At 62.3% G+C, this 18,549-nt stretch carries 18 protein-coding genes and 1 pseudogene; 13 read left to right on the top strand and 6 right to left on the bottom strand.

Annotated elements, in window-relative coordinates; translation table 11 throughout:
- Positions 1–22: 22 nt before the first annotated feature.
- From R3175_RS00095 to R3175_RS00085, 3 genes are all read right to left on the bottom strand, one after another.
- Complete coding sequence (locus R3175_RS00095) at positions 23–481, bottom strand: peptidylprolyl isomerase (protein ID WP_318941441.1); 459 nt, start codon at positions 479–481, stop codon at positions 23–25.
- Positions 481–2,688: an acetyl-CoA hydrolase/transferase C-terminal domain-containing protein gene (locus R3175_RS00090; protein ID WP_318941440.1), complete on the bottom strand. Its 2,208-nt coding sequence runs from the start codon at positions 2,686–2,688 to the stop codon at positions 481–483. Before R3175_RS00090 ends, R3175_RS00095 begins: the two co-directional genes overlap by 1 nt.
- 194 nt (positions 2,689–2,882) lie before the next feature.
- Positions 2,883–3,197, bottom strand: coding sequence for a hypothetical protein (locus tag R3175_RS00085; protein WP_318941439.1), 315 nt, complete (start codon positions 3,195–3,197; stop codon positions 2,883–2,885).
- Between the two features lie 406 nt (positions 3,198–3,603).
- Here R3175_RS00085 and R3175_RS00080 point away from each other — a divergent pair, with 406 nt between their 5' ends.
- Together R3175_RS00080 and R3175_RS00075 are read left to right on the top strand one after the other, a co-directional pair.
- Positions 3,604–4,821 carry a glycosyltransferase family 1 protein gene (locus tag R3175_RS00080; RefSeq protein WP_318941438.1) on the top strand — a complete coding sequence of 406 codons (1,218 nt, stop codon included), beginning with the start codon at positions 3,604–3,606 and terminating at the stop codon, positions 4,819–4,821.
- The gene (locus tag R3175_RS00075; protein ID WP_318941437.1) at positions 4,790–5,356 is read left to right on the top strand and encodes a phosphatase PAP2 family protein; all 567 of its coding nucleotides are present in this window, start codon (positions 4,790–4,792) and stop codon (positions 5,354–5,356) included. Before R3175_RS00080 ends, R3175_RS00075 begins: the two co-directional genes overlap by 32 nt.
- Positions 5,357–5,363: 7 nt before the next feature.
- Here R3175_RS00075 and dinB read toward each other — a convergent pair whose 3' ends face one another.
- Positions 5,364–6,428 (bottom strand): DNA polymerase IV, encoded by a 1,065-nt coding sequence (dinB, locus tag R3175_RS00070; RefSeq protein WP_318941436.1) that lies wholly within the window; start codon positions 6,426–6,428, stop codon positions 5,364–5,366.
- Positions 6,429–6,689: 261 nt separating this feature from the next.
- On the opposite strand from dinB, the gene R3175_RS00065 reads away from it, so the two are divergent.
- From R3175_RS00065 to minE, 5 genes are read left to right on the top strand one after another with little or no spacing between them, the layout of a single operon-like run.
- Positions 6,690–6,971 carry a DUF1244 domain-containing protein gene (locus R3175_RS00065; protein ID WP_413231694.1) on the top strand — a complete coding sequence of 94 codons (282 nt, stop codon included), beginning with the start codon at positions 6,690–6,692 and terminating at the stop codon, positions 6,969–6,971.
- Positions 6,968–7,357 carry a HopJ type III effector protein gene (locus R3175_RS00060; protein ID WP_318941434.1) on the top strand — a complete coding sequence of 130 codons (390 nt, stop codon included), beginning with the start codon at positions 6,968–6,970 and terminating at the stop codon, positions 7,355–7,357. The genes R3175_RS00065 and R3175_RS00060 overlap by 4 nt, the downstream gene beginning before the upstream one ends.
- Complete coding sequence (gene minC / locus R3175_RS00055) at positions 7,354–8,124, top strand: septum site-determining protein MinC (RefSeq protein ID WP_318941433.1); 771 nt, start codon at positions 7,354–7,356, stop codon at positions 8,122–8,124. Before R3175_RS00060 ends, minC begins: the two co-directional genes overlap by 4 nt.
- 51 nt (positions 8,125–8,175) lie before the next feature.
- Complete coding sequence (gene minD / locus R3175_RS00050; RefSeq protein WP_318941432.1) at positions 8,176–8,985, top strand: septum site-determining protein MinD; 810 nt, start codon at positions 8,176–8,178, stop codon at positions 8,983–8,985.
- Between the two features lie 6 nt (positions 8,986–8,991).
- The gene (minE, locus tag R3175_RS00045; protein WP_318941431.1) at positions 8,992–9,243 is read left to right on the top strand and encodes a cell division topological specificity factor MinE; all 252 of its coding nucleotides are present in this window, start codon (positions 8,992–8,994) and stop codon (positions 9,241–9,243) included.
- A 54-nt stretch (positions 9,244–9,297) separates the two neighbouring features.
- Here minE and R3175_RS00040 read toward each other — a convergent pair whose 3' ends face one another.
- Entirely contained in the window at positions 9,298–10,299 is a 1,002-nt protein-coding gene (locus tag R3175_RS00040) for a DUF2804 domain-containing protein (RefSeq protein ID WP_318941430.1), read from the bottom strand.
- Positions 10,300–10,498: 199 nt separating this feature from the next.
- Between R3175_RS00040 and R3175_RS00035 the strand changes: the two genes are divergently transcribed.
- The 4 genes from R3175_RS00035 to R3175_RS00020 all read left to right on the top strand — a co-directional run bounded on the left by R3175_RS00035 (position 10,499) and on the right by R3175_RS00020 (position 15,328).
- Entirely contained in the window at positions 10,499–11,221 is a 723-nt protein-coding gene (locus R3175_RS00035) for an START domain-containing protein (protein ID WP_318941429.1), read from the top strand.
- Positions 11,222–11,278: 57 nt separating this feature from the next.
- The gene (locus R3175_RS00030) at positions 11,279–11,770 is read left to right on the top strand and encodes an HPP family protein (RefSeq protein ID WP_318941428.1); all 492 of its coding nucleotides are present in this window, start codon (positions 11,279–11,281) and stop codon (positions 11,768–11,770) included.
- Positions 11,771–11,816: 46 nt separating this feature from the next.
- Positions 11,817–13,211, top strand: coding sequence for a PhoH family protein (locus tag R3175_RS00025; RefSeq protein ID WP_413231703.1), 1,395 nt, complete (start codon positions 11,817–11,819; stop codon positions 13,209–13,211).
- A 197-nt stretch (positions 13,212–13,408) separates the two neighbouring features.
- A complete protein-coding gene (locus tag R3175_RS00020; protein WP_318941427.1) occupies positions 13,409–15,328 on the top strand; it encodes a CocE/NonD family hydrolase in 1,920 nt (639 codons plus the stop codon).
- A 58-nt stretch (positions 15,329–15,386) separates the two neighbouring features.
- On the opposite strand, the gene R3175_RS00015 is transcribed toward R3175_RS00020, so the two are convergent.
- Positions 15,387–17,042, bottom strand: coding sequence for an AMP-binding protein (locus tag R3175_RS00015; protein ID WP_318941426.1), 1,656 nt, complete (start codon positions 17,040–17,042; stop codon positions 15,387–15,389).
- A 151-nt stretch (positions 17,043–17,193) separates the two neighbouring features.
- Between R3175_RS00015 and R3175_RS00010 the strand changes: the two genes are divergently transcribed.
- Together R3175_RS00010 and R3175_RS00005 are read left to right on the top strand one after the other, a co-directional pair.
- Positions 17,194–18,210 (top strand): AraC family transcriptional regulator, encoded by a 1,017-nt coding sequence (locus tag R3175_RS00010; RefSeq protein WP_318941425.1) that lies wholly within the window; start codon positions 17,194–17,196, stop codon positions 18,208–18,210.
- A 103-nt stretch (positions 18,211–18,313) separates the two neighbouring features.
- A pseudogene (locus tag R3175_RS00005) lies at positions 18,314–18,549 on the top strand (hypothetical protein); the annotation flags it as partial.

Below are 18,549 nucleotides of genomic sequence, written 5' to 3'. Positions count from 1 at the left end.
CAGCCCCTGATCAGCGCCGGATTCAGGCCAGCGGGCGACCTGCGCGAACTTCCTCCTCCGTCGCTTCCCGCCGGGCGACAATCTCCAGGTCGAAATACAGCGTCAGTCCCGCCAGCGGGTGGTTGGCGTCCACCATCACCAGGTTGCCGTCGATCCCAACCACCTGGACCACCTGGGCCTGCTCGCCGGTATTGGTCTGGAACTTCATGCCCACCTGCAGATCCTCGATTCCCTCAAAGGCGGAGCGGGGCACCTTGCGGACCAGGTCCGGATTGTGCTCGCCATAGGCCATGGCCGGGGGAATGGTCACCTCCAGGCAGTCGCCGGGACCTCGCTGCCGCACGGCTTCCTGGATTCCGTCGATGACGCCGTCGCCGCCGAGCAGAAAGTGCAATGGCTCACCGCCCTCGGAGGTGTCGACCACCTCGCCGGTCCGGTTCTTCAGTCTGTAGTGAACGGTGTAGACAGCAGTAGTTTGCATTATGCCTTTGGTGATCCCTTGGTTTTGAGGAGGCCAGCCAGCAGGAATCCCTGTACCAGCAGGCGCTGATCCAGCTTCTCCCGCACCCCTTTCGGTGCATCCAGCCCCATGCGTTTCAACAGTGGCATTACCGGCGAGACGTCCGCAGGAGCCCGCAGGGCGCGCCACAACGTCACCAGTTTACCACGACGACTTGCCATCGCCGCTTTCAACGCCTTCAGCGCCCGACCGAGCTGCAGCTCCTGGTCGCTGAAATCACAGCCGAACGGAAACGCCGGAAACAGGTTCTCATCCCCCCCTGGCTGGAACAGTGCCCGAACGGCCTCCGGGGTGTTGTGGCACCAGGCGTCCGGGAGTTCGAAGTCCGGTGCCACCTTACCCGCCTTCTTGGCCTGTTTCAGCAAATCCGGCTGGAACCGGGAGTCGGCGATGCGAATCATCTCCAGATACACCTGCTCGTCCGACTTGCCGCGTAGATCGGCAATCCCGTATTCGGTCACCACCAGATCCCTCAGGTGCCGGGGAATGGTGCAGTGGCCATAGCTGAACACGATGTTGGAAACGGTCCGGCCACCGCTGGAGCGGGTACTGCGCAGGGTAAGGATTGAACGGGCATCCGGCAGCTCATGAGCCATGGCCACGAAGTTGTACTGACCGCCAACCCCGCTGACCACGCGGCCGTCGTCCAGGCCATCGGACACCGCCGCCCCGCCCAGGGTGTACATCATGGCGGAGTTGACGAACCGGCTCTCCTTGCGCTGGGCCGCCTTCAATTGCTGGTTGCCGAAGGCGTGGTCGTAGAGGTGATTGATGTAGTTGACGCTGGTCATGCAGATACGGTCCCGCTGTTCCGGGGTCAACTCCCGCAGTTGCTGGTAGAAGGCTTCCGGCCCCAGGTAGAAACCACCGTGGAGCACCACCCCGCCCCGCAATCGCTCGCCGAGCGCCAGCAGCTCCAGCCGCTCGCGGGCGGCGGGATCGTCCAGGTCGGGCTCCAAGGTCTGATCCTCCACCACCAGGCGCCCACCCTTGAAGCGCACAGCCGGATGGAAGATGCCGTAACGGCTCAGCCAATGGACGTCCCGCGCTCGCAGGGGCGAATGGATCAATTCGGCCTCTCGCAGAGTATCCAGCGTCGCCAGACTCACCTCGGCGCCGATTTTGCCCTCGTTGATCAGCCGCTGCAGCCCGGCGTGATCAAAGACTTCCCGCTTGAGCACCCCGGCCTGCAACAGGTAGACAAAGCCATCCACCATCATCTCACTGCAGCCATAGAGCCCCTCGGCAAAGGGCCCGGTGCCGCCCCAGCGCTCGACCACCGGATTGCGGCGGGCCACTTCGAGGCGGTCATATACCTGTCGCCAGGCATCGTTGCGGGTATGGCGCAGCACGGTGCTGTGCACCAGGGCGGCCCCCAAAGAGCCAATGCCGACCTGCAGGGTGCCGCCATCCTTGAGCAGGGCGCTGGCATAGAAACCGATGGCGTGATCGGCCGGGGTCACGGCCATCTGCGGAACGGAGAACAGGGGATACTCGCTCCGTTGCCGGTCCAGCAGGATATCGAAGCTGCTGCCGGACACCTCACAGTCACGACCGAAATAGGGCAACTGACGATTGGTTTCGGCCACCAGGGCGATGGCATCTCCGGCCTCGGCGCGGGCGCGAAACACCGGCAGCAGGTCCAGCGACAGGTCCGGGTTGCAGCTCAGGCTGACCAGATCCGAGTCTTTGTCCGGCGAGGGTGCCACCATCTGACCAACCACATTGACGCCCTGGGCCAATAGATCGCGAACCGCATGGGTGTAGTTGGTGCACACGTAGTTGCGTTGCTGGTCCGGGTGATCGAGGAAGCTCCCGGCCTTAAAAAAGAATTCCGACACCCGGACATTGGGCGGCAACTGACCGTCCACCACATCCCGGGCGTATTCCAGCTCGGGTATGTCACCATACAGGCGGTGGACGAAGGGCTCCAGGAAACGCTGTTCCAGGGAAGAATGGCCCTGCGGGGCCAGCATCGATATGGCGGTAATGATGTGAAGTTCGATGGAGGCGTCCTGCTGGGCGCGACGGTACAGCGCATTCACAAAGCGAACAGGCTTGCCCAGCCCCAGCGGCAGGCCCAGGACAATACGCTTGCCCACTCGCTCAACGACCGCCTCTACGCTGGCCTCGCCACTGGTCACCACCATTGGGCTCTCTGCCACCATCGCAACACTCCCCTATCACGAAACCAATGGTCTGGGATGATCACACGACTGAACGCGGCAGACAATGTGTCAGGTCAACAGAAGGAAACTTGTCCAGACATTGGCGCAAGCGGACAGGGGGAGCGGGGATTGGCGTAAGGCCGGGAGTCGAAGACAGGGAAGCGGGACCGAGGGGGCCGGTTGGGGATCGGCGATCAGAAATTCCACTTCAGGTTCAGGCAGGCGCCCCGCTGCAGCAACGCCACCCCGTGATCCGGCGTTACCGCCTGGGAGGCGAACTGCTTTTCACCGCCGGCTTCACTGATCCCCCAGCTCAGCAACCGGGAGCCGATCTCGGTCAGGGCGTCGGTCTCATCCCGCTCAAAGTCCCCGGACATCTGCTCCTGGAGCTGATACAGGTTGTCGAAGGCGATGTCGGCCACCACGGGCTCCCGTTCCGCCGCGTCGGCACGAACCACGAAAGTCACCATGTTGAGCGCCAGCAGTGCGATAAAGATTCGAAGTACCATAATTAGCCTGACCACCAATTCACGAAGCGAATTTTAGGGTTCCTTTAGGCTAAAGTCTAATCAACTGACGACTCAGGTCTGTGATGGCTGGCACATTGGTATCGGCTTTTTGTCACTAAATGCAACGTAACGTGTCAATTAATCATCACCACGCCACCAAGCCCCACCCACTCCGCCCGCCTGCCAGGCCTTCTTGCCCAAGCGGGCTTCGATGACGCCGGGCGGCCACGACATCATTACCAATTGTTCATTTTTCATTCCGCGACTGATCAGCGAGTAATCAGAATGTCATAACCCTGTCGCCAGTCTGTCACACAGCCTTTCCATAGTGGATGAAGGGAGATGGAAGGCTATCCGCACGGCCGGAAGCCCTCCATCAGCCAGCTAACACCGGCATGGTACGCGCATGACAGAAACAGCACAGATACCCAAACGGCCCCGACACATCGCCATTGTTTCCGAGACCTTCCCTCCGGAGGTCAACGGCGTGGCCAATACCCTGCGGCACCTGTGCCAGGGACTGATGCAACAGGGGCATCGGGTATCGGTTGTGCGTCCCCGGCAGCACGACGAAAACCATGCCGAGGCACAGGGCGTCGGCCAGGCGCTGTTCACCAGCGAACACCTGGTGACCGGCATTCCCCTGCCCGGCTACCCGGAGCTGCGCTTCGGCCTGGCCCGCAGCGGGCGCCTGGCCAAGCTCTGGCGTCGTCAGCGTCCGGACGCCCTCTACGTGGCCACCGAAGGCCCGCTGGGGGTGGCGGCAGTCAGTGCCGCGCGCCGCCTCGGCATACCGGTGAGCTCCGGCTTCCATACCAACTTCCACAGTTACAGCCACTACTACGGCGCCGGTTTCCTGGAAAAGCTGCTGTGTGGCTATGGCCGCTGGTTCCACAACCGCACCGCCATCACCCTGGTCCCCACACGCAAGATGCAGGCGGTGGTCCAGGGCATGGGCGTACACAGTACCGGGCTCTGGAGCCGGGGCGTTGACTGTATGCGGTTCGCCCCTCACAAGCGGGACGAGGCGCTGCGCCGGGCCTGGGGCGTGGCGGCGAATGACCGGGTGGTGCTCTACGTGGGTCGGCTGGCCTCGGAAAAGAACCTGCAAATGGCGTCCGCCTGCTACGAACGGATTCGCAACCTGCACCCCAAAGCCCGCTTTGTCCTGGTGGGCGATGGCCCACTGAGGAAGCGGCTGGCGGAAAGGCATCCGGACTACGTCTTCTGCGGCATGCAGCGTGGCGAGGCCCTGGCGCGGCATTACGCCTCCGGTGACATTTTCCTGTTCCCCAGCAAGACCGACACCTTCGGGAACGTGGTGACCGAAGCCATGGCCAGCGGCCTGGCAGTGGTGGCCTATGACGATGCCGCCGCCAGCGAACACATCCACCACGAAGGCAACGGCATGAAGGCCGACCTCAGTGATGATGACGGCTTCATCGACGCCGCCCTGAAACTGGCGGATCAACCCACCCTGCTCAATCGGATCCGGGCCCAGGCACGGCTCGATGCCCTGGACCTGAACTGGAGCGCACAAATCGAACAGTTCGAACAACTGGTTTTCAACCAGCAACAAAGGACCAAATACCATGTCCTCAAGCAAAGCATCCCGCTTCTTTAACGCGGTCGACCAACGGGAATACGCCCTGTGTCAGGCCATCAACCGGTCCCTGCGGTTTCGACCGGTGCATGGCTATTTCCAGGTGACCAGCAAGCTGGGTGACGGCTGGTTCTGGTACGCACTGATCCTGACCCTGCCAGTGCTGCGCCCCCAGGACGGTCTCGCCATCGCCCTGCTGATGGTCGCCACCGGACTGACCTGCACCCTGAGTTACAAGTTGCTCAAGCGCTGGCTGATCCGGGAACGGCCATTTATCTCCTTCCCGAGCATCAACTGCGGTACACCGCCACTGGACCGGTACAGCTTTCCGTCCGGCCACACCCTGCACGCGGCCTGCTTCAACACCATGCTGGCGGTACTGGTGCCGGGGCTGGCCTGGCTGATCCTGCCCTTCACCCTCAGTGTGGCCGCGTCAAGGGTGGTGCTGGGTCTGCACTACCCCAGTGACGTGGCGGCCGGGGCGCTGATCGGCAGCAGCCTGGGGCTGGCGGCGGTGTATGGCTTCACCGATCGATTCCTGGTGCTCTTTGGCTGAGCGCGGCTCAGTCGAACAACCGCAGCTGTTGGGTGGGCGACTGGTCGTTGCGGAAGCGAACCCCCAGCCCCAGCAGGCGTACCGGCCGCTCGGCGTCAGACATCAGCTCCTGCAGCAGGGGCAGATAGTCCTCCGGTTGCGGCTGCTGCACCGAATCCCGGACCCGCTCCAGGGTGTGGGTTGAAAAATCGCTGTAGCGAATCTTCACGAACAACTTGTGGATCGGCGTTACCGCCGCTTTCCGGGCCAGCCGTCTCTCCAGATCCGCCATCAATTCGGGCACCATCGCCTCACACGCCGCTCGCCCCGGCAGATCCTGGGCAAAGGTACGTTCAACACTCAAGGACTTGGCAACGCGGGTGACCACCACCGGGCGTTCATCCCGGCCGTGCGCCATCTCATAGAGCCGGTATCCCTGTTTGCCAAAGTGCTCGGCCAAGGTCTCCGGCCGCATCTGCTGCAGGTCGGCACAGGTGGCGATGCCCTGCTCGTGGAGCTTGCGGGCGGTGACCTTGCCCACGCCGAACAGCTTTTCCACCGGCAGGGCCCGGACAAACCCGGCCACGTCCTCCGGCCGGATCACAAACAGGCCATCCGGTTTTTCCCAGTCACTGGCGATCTTGGCGAGAAACTTGTTGGGGGCCACCCCCGCGGAGACGGTGATACCCACCTCCCGGTGGATGCGTTCGCGCAGGTAGCGGGCCATCAGGGTGGCACTCCCCCGATGGGCCTCGACCTCACTGACGTCCAGAAACGCCTCGTCCAGGGACAAGGGCTCCACCAGGTCGGTCAGCTCGCGGAAGAGGGCCATGACCTGGCGGGACACGTCGCGGTAACGGGGCATGTTGAGGGGAACAGTGACCAGTTCCGGGCACAGCCGACGAGCCTCGCCCCCCGGCATTGCGGACCGGACGCCAAAAGCCCGGGCGAGGTAGTTGCAAGTGGTAACCACCCCACGACCTCCCTCCCCGCCAACCGCCAGCGGCACATGGCGCAAGGAAGGATCGTCCAGCATCTCCACGGCGGCATAGAAACAGTCGCAATCTATGTGAATGATTTTCCGCTGGCTCATGCCCGCCCATGCCCCTGTAAGTGGAAACTCCCGGGCCCTCCGGCCCGGTAAACAGAACTTTTTACGCCGGCAAAAACATTATCAGGACAAAGTCTTGCCTTCATAAGACTGAAAAAGTCCGGAATCACGGCATTTTTCCCTTTCCCAAGTTGCGGTACCATGCCCCAAACCGGTTGAGCCGGCCAATCCAGCCCGCCGAGCGCACCCTGGGATTGGCCCCGTACCGCCCATAAAAGGATGTCGAACACTATGACAGCCCCCATGTCGAAGCAAACCGAAACCGAAATCGAGGCCGCTGCCTTCCGCCGACTGGTCGAGCACCTGCGGGATCACCCCGAAGTCCAGAACATCGACCTGATGAACCTGGCGGGCTTTTGCCGCAACTGCCTGTCCAAATGGTACCGGGCCGAAGCCAGCGAACGCGGCGTGGAGCTGTCCGACCCGGACGCCCGCGAGCGCATCTACGGTATGCCCTACGAGGACTGGAAGGCCCGCTACCAGAAAGGCCCCAAGCGGGACCACCAGGGCGGCCACCAGTCATGAATATCAACGAAGCCATCAAGATTCACCTGGCGTCACTGGAGGCCCATCGCTGTGACTTCGAGGACACCCTGGCGTTGATCGAACGCTACTTCGATTATACCCCCGCGGCTTTCCATAACGGCCCATTGTTCAACGGCCCTGGCGAGAACGAAGGTTCCTGCAAGCTGTTTGCCCTTGGCCAGCTCTGCAACCTGAGTGAGCCCGAGACCCTGCGCTGTTTCGGCCGGCACTACCAGCAGGTGCTGGACGACCCCACAGGCACCAGTCATGGCAACATTCGCCAGTTCATCGGCACCGGCTGGTCCGGCATCCGTTTCGATCAGTCGCCCCTGCGCCTGAAATCCACACCCTCACAACAAGAAGCCCTGGAACCGCATCCGTCATGACCCATGCCACAACCCCGGACGTAGCACAGTGTTTTCAGCTCAAGAGCGCCAATGTCTCCCTGACCGCCCTGGAGCTCTACTTCTTTGACAATGACAGCTTCGAGTCGACGTTGCGGGACAAGATCAGCCAGGCCCCGGGCTTCTTTCGGGACACGCCGCTGATTGTCAGCCTGGAGAAGTACGAAGGCCCCACCAGCGAGCTGGACTTCTTCAAGCTGATCGGCGCCTGTCGCCGCCACAACATCCACGTGATCGGCGTGCGTGGCGGCACCGAGGACTTGCGCAGACTGGCCCGTAACGCGGCGCTGGCGTTGCTGCCCGCCGCGCCGCAACGGGACAGCAGCCCCAGGCCAGAAGCCGACGCCGAACCCGCCAATACCGGCGAACCCGCCCCGGCTCCCCAGCAGCCGGAGACGGCGGCCGCGGAACCCCGCCCCGCCAAGATAGTCACCCAGACCGTGCGTTCCGGGCAGCAGGTTTACGCGCCCGACGGCGACCTGGTCATTTTGGCCCCGGTTCAGGCTGGCGCGGAAGTGTTGGCTGCGGGTAACATCCACGTCTATGGTCCGCTCCGGGGACGTGCCCTGGCCGGTATCCACGGCGCCGCTGGCGCCCGGGTATTCTGTCAGTCGCTGGAAGCCGAACTGGTTTCCATCGCCGGCCAGTACAAGATTTCCGAAGACTTACAGGAGAGCGGTTGGAAAACCGCCGTACAAATCCAGCTCAACAATGACGTACTGGTGGTCTCAGCATTGGCCGCCGGATGAGCCGCGGAATGAAACACAGTTCGTCACACTCACGTAAAAGGGATTGCAACCTTGGCTAGAATCATCGTCGTTACCTCAGGAAAAGGCGGCGTAGGTAAAACCACAACCAGCGCCTCTATTAGCACCGGGCTGGCCCGTCGTGGCCACAAGACCGTGGTCATTGATTTTGACGTCGGCCTGCGGAACCTGGACCTCATCATGAACTGCGAACGTCGGGTGGTGTACGACTTCGTCAACGTCATCCAGGGCGAAGCCTCCCTGAACCAGGCCCTGATCCGCGACAAGCGGGTCGACTCCCTGTACATCCTGCCCGCGTCCCAGACCCGGGAGAAGGAAGCGCTGACCAAAGAAGGCGTGGAAGCGGTCATCAATGAGCTGTCCGAAACCTTCGACTACATCGTCTGCGACTCCCCCGCCGGTATTGAGCACGGCGCCCAGATGGCGCTGTACTACGCCGACGAAGCCATCGTCGTGACCAACCCGGAAGTGTCCTCGGTGCGCGATTCCGACCGCATCCTCGGCATCCTGCAGAGCAAATCCCGCCGGGCGGAGATGGGCCAGGACCCGGTGAAGGAACACCTGCTGCTCACCCGCTACAACCCGGACCGGGTCGACAAGGGCGAAATGCTGTCGGTGGGTGATGTGGAAGAGATCCTCGCCATTCCCCTGCTGGGCGTGATCCCGGAATCCCAAGTGGTCCTCAACGCGTCCAACCAGGGCACCCCGGTGATCCTCGAAGAAGACACCGATGCCGGTCAGGCTTACGAAGATGCCGTGGCCCGTTTGATGGGCGAAGAACGGGAGCACCGTTTCATGACCGCGCAGAAGAAAGGATTCTTTTCACGGATGTTCAAGGGGTAAGAGCGGATGAGTTTCCTGGATTACTTCAGAAGCAAGAAGACAACCAGTGCCAGCGTGGCCAAGGAACGGCTGCAGATCATTGTGGCCCATGAACGGGGCCAGCGTGAGCAGCCGGATTACCTGCCCCAGCTCCAGCAGGAGCTGCTGCAGGTGATCCGCAAGTACGTCCAGATCGATGACGACATGGTGCAGGTGGAGGTCGACCGCAACGACAGCTGTTCGGTCCTCGAACTGAACGTGACCCTGCCGGAGAGCTGAGGCGCGACCACGTCATTGCCGGCGGCCGCCCGGGTCGTCGGCGCTCCTCAGCGCCTACCAGCGGGCGAAATGGTCTTCCATCAGCCCGCGCAGACCATCGACGGAAATTTCCCGGCCCGCCTCGTCCCTGACCAGCCCCTCGAAGGTGCCCGCATACTGGCGGAAGTTGGACGCCAGCAGCAGGATGTCCATACGCTCCTGCCGCACGCCGGACGGTACGAACCGCAGGTCCACCCGGCCGTCGGAGGTGGTGACGCGCCAGGGGGATTCCGGCGCCTGCCGGTCAAATTCGAATCGGGCCATGTCCAGTTTGTGGCAGCGTCCGTCGATCCAGAGCGCGTTCTCGGTCACGCCGGTTTCATTGACCCCCGCGGCCAGATTCAGGCCCACTGAACGGCCATCCGCCGACTGCCCGGCCAGGCAGGCCCAGTTCCAGGCCGTTTCCCGGCGCATGTAGCCACAGCTCCAGTCGATGGTACCGCGGAACCGGTCGTCGCAGTGATACTCCCGCCCTTCCCAGCTCACGGCGCCGGTCACCGGCAAGCCGGCCGATTTACGGGTGAAGACCCAGCCGTTATACCCGGCCTGACAGGTCACGCGCAGCGGATCGTCGTCCCGCAGCAACGTCAGGTCGGCAGTAACCCGGTGTCCGTCCCGGATGCGCAATCGACGGGCATGGGCCGATGGCTCGATGAGGATTTCTGTCCCGCCTCGGGCAAACCGGGACACCCCTGCTTCTGGCCTGGGTTCCATCCGGGTCTTTCTGGCCAACGGCTGCAGCATGCTGCGCTCATACAGGTCCCCGGAGCGGAAGTCGAACAAGTAGAAGAAGGCATTGCTCACCAGCTTGAGATCGACAATGGCCACGCCCAGCAGCCAGTCCGGCCCCATCACGCTGATGAACTGGAACTGGTTGAACCGCCAGCGCCGGGCCAGGCCGGAGCGCGGTCGGTCCATCACCGTGCGCAGGTCGTAATCCAGATAGTTGATGGTGTCCACCGGTTCCGGCAGCACGCCGAGGTACGGCCTGCCCTGTTCGTCGATTAGCTTGTTCATTGGCTGTCCTGTACTGGGCCTGAGAGGCCAAAGTGTTCACCGACCCGCGCGCTTCCCAAACTGTCGGATACCGCACACTTGTGCCGCCGGGGCCTTGTTAGACTCGGGACCGAGTCAGACGCATTCCCGGGAACACAGTGCCTGGGCCTGAGTCGCCAGTTATTCAGAAGCCCCTATAAAAATCAAGGAAGTATACCCCATGGCAAAACACCGTGTCTGGCAATTCATCGCCCGGACCTTCGCCACGACGGCGCTGGCGCTCAGTCTGTCGGCCCAGGCCAGCCTGCCCGACGAGGCATCCCCGGACTGGTCGCTCAGCAAAAGCACGGACGACATTCGGGTGTACACCATCGAACAACCGGATTCCAGCTTCCGCGCCTTCAAGGCCATCGCGCTGCTGGATGTGCCCATCGAAAACCTGATGGCGGTGATGATCGATCCCACCTCCTGCGAGGCCTGGGTGCATGGCTGTACCGAATCCTACGGTTTTGGCAACGGCACCTTCCACGACCGCTACGCCTATTCGGTGAACGACATGCCCTGGCCGGTCGCCGACCGGGACTATGTCCTGCACATTGTGACCGAGGGCAGCGAGCGCACCGGCGAGGTGGTGATGAACCTGAACGCGGTACCGGACCACCGGGAAGAGTTCGAAGACTACGTCCGGGTGGACCGGTCGGACACCCTCTACCGGTTCGTGCCGGAGGGGGAGCAGACCCGCATGGTGTGGATCCAGCACACCGATCCCAACGGCGCCCTGCCGGGCTGGCTGGTCAATTCCCTGCTGGTGGATATTCCCATCAAGTCCCTGCAAAGCCTGGAAAAAGTCGCCAAGCAGGCCAAGTACCGAGAGCATCAGCTGGAGTTCGATGACCAGGGCCGCCTCACCGCCGTGAGCGGACCAAAATCAGGGGATGACTAAGCGGCATTGAGCAGCTAAGCTCTCGGTAAAGGATCACCATCGAGCAGGACCCCATCAATGACCGTTCTCGCTTACGAGATCATGACACCCAGCATCAAGGCGGTACCCCAATCCTGGACCATGGAACGGCTGGCCCGCTTTCTCACCGACAATGAAATCACCGGCAGCCCGGTTACCGACGAAAACGGCGAAATTGTCGGCATCGCCACCCTCAAGGACATTACCGAGTTCCGCTGGAACGCCACCCGCAACGGGTTCGACAGCCGGCTGACGCCGGAAGAGGAGCAGGAGGCCCGGCGGCTGCGCATGGCCATCTTCGAGGAAATGGGTAAGGTGCCCGTCGAAGTCCGCGACATCATGACCCCCATCGTGCTGTCCGTGGATGAGCAGACCCCGGTCAGCAAGATTGCCGACGTCATGATGGAAGAGCATCTGCATCGGATTTTCGTGACCAGCAACGACAAGATCACCGGCATCATCACCACCTACGATATGCTGAAGCTGATTGCAGACAAGGACCTGACCAAGCGCTGCGCCGATGACGTTTGACTCCGAGTTACCCACTCAGACTCCCACTGCCGCCTGCCAGAGAGGTATCGAGCCTATGCCCAGAGCCCAAAACGCTCGCAGGAAGATGTATGTCCTCGACACCAATGTCCTGATCCACGACCCCAACGCCCTCCTCAATTTCGAAGAACACGACGTCATCATCCCGATGACGGTGCTTGAAGAACTCGACAACCTCAAGTCCGGCAAGCAGGCGGTCGCCGCCGACTGCCGGCAGGCCATCCGCAACATCGACAAGCTGCTGGGCGATGCCGTACCGAAGGACATTGAACGGGGGGTGCCCATCAAACGGGCGCAGAAAGCCGAGCCCCTGGGCACCCTCTCCATCCTGATGAGCACCGAGCATGTGGGTTCCCACTCGCTGCCGGAGAACCTCAACGACAACAAGATCATCAATACCCTGGCGGAGCTGCAAAACCGCCACAAGTCCCGGGACATCATCCTGGTGAGCAAGGACATCAACATGCGGCTCAAGGCCCGTGGTTTTGGCGTCGAAGCCCAGGACTACCACAACGACCAGCTGCTGGACGACATCGACCTGTTGCCCACCGGCTATCGCGAGTTTCCCAATTCCTTCTGGGACACCATCGAGAAGGTCGAGACCAAACAGCGGGAGGGGGTGACCGAGCACATCCTCAAGCGTGAGGGTGACCTGGCCCGCCTGAACATCAACGAGTTTGTGATTGATGAGCAGGGGTTTGTCGGCAAGGTGGTGGACATCCAGGACGACAAGCTCATCATGCAGGACCTCCACCAGGACGACCTGATGAACGAGGAGGTCTGGGGCCTGGTACCACGGGACATCTACCAGGCGTTGGCGCTGAACCTGCTGCTGGACCCGGACATCCACCTGGTGAACCTGACCGGCTCCGCCGGCTCCGGCAAGACCATTCTGGCCCTGGCGGCGTGCATTGAAATGACCGTCGCCAGCAAACAGTACAAGCGCATCATCGCCACCCGCAGCACCCAGGGCCTGGACGAGGACATCGGGTTCCTGCCGGGCACCGAAGCGGAGAAGATGGAACCCTGGCTGGGCGCCATCGTCGACAATCTGGAGGCGCTCCACGAGGACGACGAGAACATGACCGCCAGCGTGGACTACATCCTCAGCAAGGTGCCCCTGCACTTCAAGTCAATGAACTACATCCGGGGCCGCAGCTTCCAGTACAGCCTGATCATCATCGACGAGTCCCAGAATCTCACGCCGCACCAGATCAAGACCATCATCACCCGGGCCGGCAATGGTTCCAAGGTGATCTGCCTGGGCAACCTGGCACAGATTGATACGCCCTACCTCAGCTCGCTGAGCTCCGGGTTGACCTACATGACCGAGCGCTTCAAAGGCTTCCGCCACGGCGGCCATATCCACCTGCAAGGGGTACCGCGGTCCATTCTGGCCGAGTACGCCGAGTCCAACCTTTAACCCCGGCTCATTTCGTTAGCCAGCCTCGCGGGCACTTGCCGGTGCCCGCACCATTCCAGCCCCACCTGACTGCTATTTGACCAAAACGACAACCCCTCCTGGCGATCTGGCCATCCACGCTGCCTGTCGACGCGGATATTGTGACGAACGTCACAGGCTGTGACATTCGCGAACAAACAATTACAAAAGGCGACGATATGAACAAGCAGTTGGCAGCCGTGCTGCTGGGCACGAGCGCCCTCCTCCTGGGGGCGTGTGGCGGCGGCAGCGATGGCGGTTCGTCCAGGGGCGCAATCAGCTCCACCCAGATCAGCCGGGACAATCCGGTGGTAGCCGGCGACACCGCCCAAGCCAGGCAGGCCAGGCCCCTTCCGGAAAGCATCACCACGTTAACCCCCGCCGCCTGCGGCAATGACACCCTGCCAGAGGGCGGTCGCCAGTACCGGGTGGAAATGCCCTCGAGGGTGGACGGCGCGGCGATCGTGTTCGAGGTCTTCGAGCCCATCAGCCTCGATTGCCAGGGCAAGCACCCCCTGATCCTGCAGGGCCACGGCTTCAGCGGCTCCCGATCCACCGAGGCCGGCACCGATCCCCTATCCCCCATCCTGCCGCTGATCGAAGCCGGCTACACCGTCATCAGCATTGACCAGCGGGGCCACGGCGAGAGCGGCGGCACCGTCCGCGTGATGGACCCGGATTACGCCGGAGAGGACCTGGTACAGATTGTTGACTGGGCCGAGGCCAACCTGGACTTCCTCAAGTACCGGCGGGACAACCTGTTGCTCGGTGCCGTGGGCGGCAGCTACGGCGGCGGTTTCCAGTACCTGCTGTACAACGTGGACCCGGACCGGCGCATGGATGCCATGGTGCCCCAGATCACCTGGCACGACCTGACCGACAGCCTCAACCCGGGCAACGTCACCAAGAACTACTGGCTGCTGTTCCTGGCCCTGATGGGGGATATCGGCAGCGGCGGCTCCATGGATCCCTTGCTGCGTTCTTCCATCCTCGACGGCTTGCTGCAGAACCGGTTCCCGGAGCCGATGCTGGACTTTGTCCACTACCACAGCCCCAGCTACTTCTTCGACAACGAGCGCGGCCTGGAACTGCTGGATAGCGGCAGCACCCAAGACTACCTGCTCGACCCAATCACCGGTCAGGTGCCCGTCACCGCCGATGGCCGCTACATCGTCAAGACACCGCGCACCAATCAGTATCCGGTGGACGTGCTGATGTTCCAGGGCATGCGGGACAGCCTCTTCCCCTTCAACGACGCCTACGAGAACTACCTCAGCATGAAAAAGGCCGGCGGCGATGTCCGGCTGCTGACCTACCCGTTCAGTCATCATTACCTGGCGCCGAATGCCGGGCTGGTTCAGGAGACCCTGGAAAGCCTGGGCTTCTACGGCCAGGCCCTGCCCGAGTTTGCCACTGACGGCCTGGGGCCGCTGGCCAACTGCGGCGATATCAACATCAACGACGCCACCGTGGCCTGGTTCAATGAGAAGCTCCTGGACCGCGGCGACGCCGACGAGGTGATCACCAGTGGCCAGCAGATCTGCTACACCCTGACGCCCGGGGATGCGGTCACCACGCCCTCGGTGACGGTGGGCGGTCAGTCCTTCGATGTGGTCACACCGGTGCTGGACACCCCCGTCGAAGTGCTGCTGGGGGCCAATCCGGTTCCCGTTACGGTGCCGCTGGCCACCCTGGAAGCGGATGGGGTGATCGCGGGCATTCCAACGGCACGCCTGAGCGTCGGCACCGGCTCGGCAGAGCTGGATGCCCAGTGCCTGGACGCCTCCGACCCGATTCTCCACCTGGGTACCTGTGACGCCATGATGTACGTTGGCGTGGGGGTGATCCGTAATGGGCTGAGTGTGCCGGAGTTGATCGATGAGCAGGTGATGCCGGTGCGGGGCTTTGGCGAACACGACATCGAGCTGGTGGGAATCGCCGAACGGCTGCAGGCCGGCGACCAGTTGGTGCTGATGCTGTACGGCCAGCATCCCACCTTCGTCGGCGCTTTCTCCCGGGACCTGGCGAGCTGGCGGGTGCAGGTCAGTGGCGAGGTGGCCCTGCCGCTACTGAGCCCGGATGGCCAGTCAGCCCTGTAAAACACACAAAAAAACGGTGCCCGAGGGCACCGTTTTTTGATGTGGCAGGAAATGAGGATCAAGCCGACTGCCTGGCTTCCTCCTCCGCCTGCTGACGCAACAGGAAGCGCTGGATCTTGCCGCTGGAGGTCTTGGGCAGCTCGTCCACGAACTCGATTTCCCGCGGGTAGGAGTGCGTCGACAGACGGGTGCGAACGTGCTGCTGCAGCTTCTCCACCAGTTGCTCGTCACCGTCGAACTCCGGCCGGGTCACCACATAGGCCTTCACGATGGCCCCCCGCTTGGCATCGGGCTTACCCACCACGGCACTCTCAATCACCGCCTCATGCTCAATCAGCGAACTCTCCACCTCCGCCGGACCGATTCGGTAACCCGCCGACGCAATGATGTCGTCGTCACGGCCGGTGTAGGAGAACGAGCCGTCGCCATTATTGATCACGATGTCCCCGGTCAGGTAGTAGTGGCCGTGGAACGGGCGCTTCTCGTTCCAGGTGTAGCCCTGGAAGAAGTACAGTGGGGAATTCTCCATATCCACCGCCAGTTCACCGGTCTCGCCGACACCCACCTCATTGAAGCTGGCGTCCAGGGCCACCAGCCGATAGCCGGGGATCTGGTAACCCATACTGGCATCCCGGTGCGGATGCTCCAGTTCATGGAAGTTGGCGGAGGTCATACCGGTCTCAGTCTGGCCGTAGTGGTCGCACACCGTGCAGTCGAAGCGCTTCTTCACCCAGCTGATCACCTCGGGGTTCAGCGGTTCTCCGGCGCTGCTGGCCACCCGCAGGTTGATACCGGGGAAGTCCGCCACCAGCGAGTCGTTGGCCTTCAGCAGGCGGTAGGCCGTCGGTGCCGCCGCCAGGTTGGTGATCTTGTACTTGCGCAGGAACTCCAGGGTGTTGTCAGCGGTGAAACCGGCCTCATTGAAGTGGGTGGTGCATCCCAACAACAACGGCCCGACCACCGCATAGTACAGGCCATAGGCCCAGCCCGGGTCCGCCACGTTCCAGAAGTTGTCCTCCTGGCGCAGGCCGATGGCGTAGCGCATATACATCCAGAACGCCGGCAATGCCTTCGCCGGCACGGTAACCCCCTTGGACTTGCCGGTGGTGCCGGAGGTGAACATCTGCAGGAACGGGTCTTCCGGCCCGATCAGCACCGGCTCGAACTCGTCCGCCTGCGCCTCCAGGCTCTGCCAGAACAGGTGGTTTGCCTCGGACGCGGCCGGGGCGGAGTCCTCGGCCACCAGCATGGTTTCCGGCAGGCCATTGACGTCCGCCAGCTTGGGCCATTGCTCCGGGTTGGTCACGATCAGCTTGGTGCCGGCCTTGCCCAGACGATACTCGATGGCACCGGAGCCAAATGCGGTAAACAGTGGCTGGTAGACCGCACCCACCCGCAAGGCTCCCAGCACACAGATCATCAATTCCGGCGTCCGCCCCAGCAGGCAGGCCACCCGATCGCCCTTGCCGATACCCCGGGACTTGAGGAACCCGGCAAACTGGGCCGAGCGGCGCTTGAGTTCGGCGAAGGTCATCTCACCGCTGGTACCGTCGGCGCGCTCGTAACGCAGGCCCACCCGAGTGTCGTCGTCGGCGTAGCGATCACAGATCTCGGTGCAGACGTTCAGGCCGTCGTTATAATTGCCCCGGAAATTCTGTAAGATCGAGTCAACGGAGAAAGTTTTCGCAAATTCGTCGTAGCTGATAGCGTCCATAAACACCTGCCTTTATTGATTTTTTGTTAGTGATTGCTGCAACCACTGCTCGGAGGCTGTCAAATCAGGTTAAGGAAAGGTGTTTGGCAACAGAATGACAGGATTCAGCAGATAACTTGACAAGTTTTGCAACAGGCCACGCAGCGCGCCCATGAAAAACCTGACCTTCTCATCCCACTATGCCCGCGCCATCCTGTACGGGCTGGAGAAGACCGGCCGTGACGTGGAGGCCCTCCTGGCCAGCCGGGACATCGATCCGGAACTGATCCGCGAACCCAAGGCCAGGGTCCCCACCCAGCAGTTCATCCGCCTGTTCCGGCTGGTATGGAAGGAACTGGATGACGAGTTCATGGGGCGCACCACCCGCCCCTGTCGCATCGGTCACTTTCACCTGATGGGCTCCCTGGTGGTGCACAGCGCCAACCTGGAAGAGGTCATCCGCCAGAGCATCCGCTGCTACCGGCTGTTTTCAGAGGACATCCAGATCGACCTCAACCTGGACGGCGACGAGGTGGAGCTGAGCCTGACCCACCACCACCCGGAACTGGACCCGGACAACTTCCTGATCGAGTGGCTGCTGCTGGTCTGGCACCGCCTGGTGGGCTGGATGATCGGCCGCAAGATTGTGCTCAGCCACGCCACGTTTACTCACCCGCTGCCCCATCACTTCGACGAGTACCGCTTCGTCTTCCCCTGCCGGTGCGACTTCGACCGCCAACGCAACAGCCTGTTCTTCAGCAAACAGTACCTGACCATGCCGGTGACCCGCAGCCCGGAGGAGCTCGATGAGTTCGTCCGCAATTCGCCGCGGGACCTGCTGATCTGGACCGAGGAGGACAACAGCGTCACCACCCGGGTGCGGCAGTTGCTGGAGAACTCGGATGAAGAAAAACTGCCCAACCAGGACTGGGTGGCCGAACAACTCCACATGACCGCCTACACCCTGAGCCGCAAGCTCAAGGCCGAAGGCAGCTCCTACCAGAAGATCAAGGACAACCTGCGCCGGGACCAGGCGGTGACCATGCTCACCCGCCAGAACCTCAGCATTGCCGACATCTCCAGCCGCCTCGGTTTTGCCGAGCCCGGAGCCTTCTCCCGGGCCTTCAAGCACTGGACCGGGGTAAGCCCGCTGGCGTACCGCAACCAGGACCAGTTACCCACCGGCTGACCCACCCTGTGACAAAACTGTGACAGACAGCTCACCGCGCCGGGCCTGGCCGCTATAGGCTGGTTGCACACGGATGCTCAACGTCAACTAAGGATGGCTGACGATGAAAATTGTAAAAACCGGCGACCTGGTGGCGGCGGACCTGCCCAACCTGGAAGCGCCCTTCTTTGCCGCCGTACAGGCCCGCAGCCTGCTTCTCGGCGACCACTCCGGTCATTTTAACCCAGCCAGGCTGCTCGGCCGCCTCCCCTCTTCCGGAGGCCGAGCCTCAGAACGGCTCCAGCTGATCGACGAAGTCACCCAGAAAATACAGAACGGTGAACTCTGGCTGGTCTACGG

This window comes from Marinobacter sp. (assembly GCF_033722735.1).
In the GTDB taxonomy this organism is placed as follows: Bacteria; Pseudomonadota; Gammaproteobacteria; order Pseudomonadales; family Oleiphilaceae; genus Marinobacter.
The sequence above is the reverse complement of the archived record's forward strand: the minus strand, read 5'-3'. Positions and strand labels throughout refer to the sequence as shown.

Bases quoted from the DNA above. Each gene is read 5' to 3' on its own strand.
- R3175_RS00095 (WP_318941441.1), bottom strand. From the start codon at position 481: ATGCAAACTACTGCTGTCTACACCGTTCACTACAGACTGAAGAACCGG.
- R3175_RS00090 (WP_318941440.1), bottom strand. From the start codon at position 2,688: ATGGTGGCAGAGAGCCCAATGGTGGTGACCAGTGGCGAGGCCAGCGTA.
- R3175_RS00085 (WP_318941439.1), bottom strand. From the start codon at position 3,197: ATGGTACTTCGAATCTTTATCGCACTGCTGGCGCTCAACATGGTGACT.
- R3175_RS00080 (WP_318941438.1), top strand. From the start codon at position 3,604: ATGACAGAAACAGCACAGATACCCAAACGGCCCCGACACATCGCCATT.
- R3175_RS00075 (WP_318941437.1), top strand. From the start codon at position 4,790: ATGTCCTCAAGCAAAGCATCCCGCTTCTTTAACGCGGTCGACCAACGG.
- dinB (WP_318941436.1), bottom strand. From the start codon at position 6,428: ATGAGCCAGCGGAAAATCATTCACATAGATTGCGACTGTTTCTATGCC.
- R3175_RS00065 (WP_413231694.1), top strand. From the start codon at position 6,690: ATGTCGAAGCAAACCGAAACCGAAATCGAGGCCGCTGCCTTCCGCCGA.
- R3175_RS00060 (WP_318941434.1), top strand. From the start codon at position 6,968: ATGAATATCAACGAAGCCATCAAGATTCACCTGGCGTCACTGGAGGCC.
- minC (WP_318941433.1), top strand. From the start codon at position 7,354: ATGACCCATGCCACAACCCCGGACGTAGCACAGTGTTTTCAGCTCAAG.
- minE (WP_318941431.1), top strand. From the start codon at position 8,992: ATGAGTTTCCTGGATTACTTCAGAAGCAAGAAGACAACCAGTGCCAGC.
- R3175_RS00040 (WP_318941430.1), bottom strand. From the start codon at position 10,299: ATGAACAAGCTAATCGACGAACAGGGCAGGCCGTACCTCGGCGTGCTG.
- R3175_RS00035 (WP_318941429.1), top strand. From the start codon at position 10,499: ATGGCAAAACACCGTGTCTGGCAATTCATCGCCCGGACCTTCGCCACG.
- R3175_RS00030 (WP_318941428.1), top strand. From the start codon at position 11,279: ATGACCGTTCTCGCTTACGAGATCATGACACCCAGCATCAAGGCGGTA.
- R3175_RS00020 (WP_318941427.1), top strand. From the start codon at position 13,409: ATGAACAAGCAGTTGGCAGCCGTGCTGCTGGGCACGAGCGCCCTCCTC.
- R3175_RS00015 (WP_318941426.1), bottom strand. From the start codon at position 17,042: ATGGACGCTATCAGCTACGACGAATTTGCGAAAACTTTCTCCGTTGAC.
- R3175_RS00010 (WP_318941425.1), top strand. From the start codon at position 17,194: ATGAAAAACCTGACCTTCTCATCCCACTATGCCCGCGCCATCCTGTAC.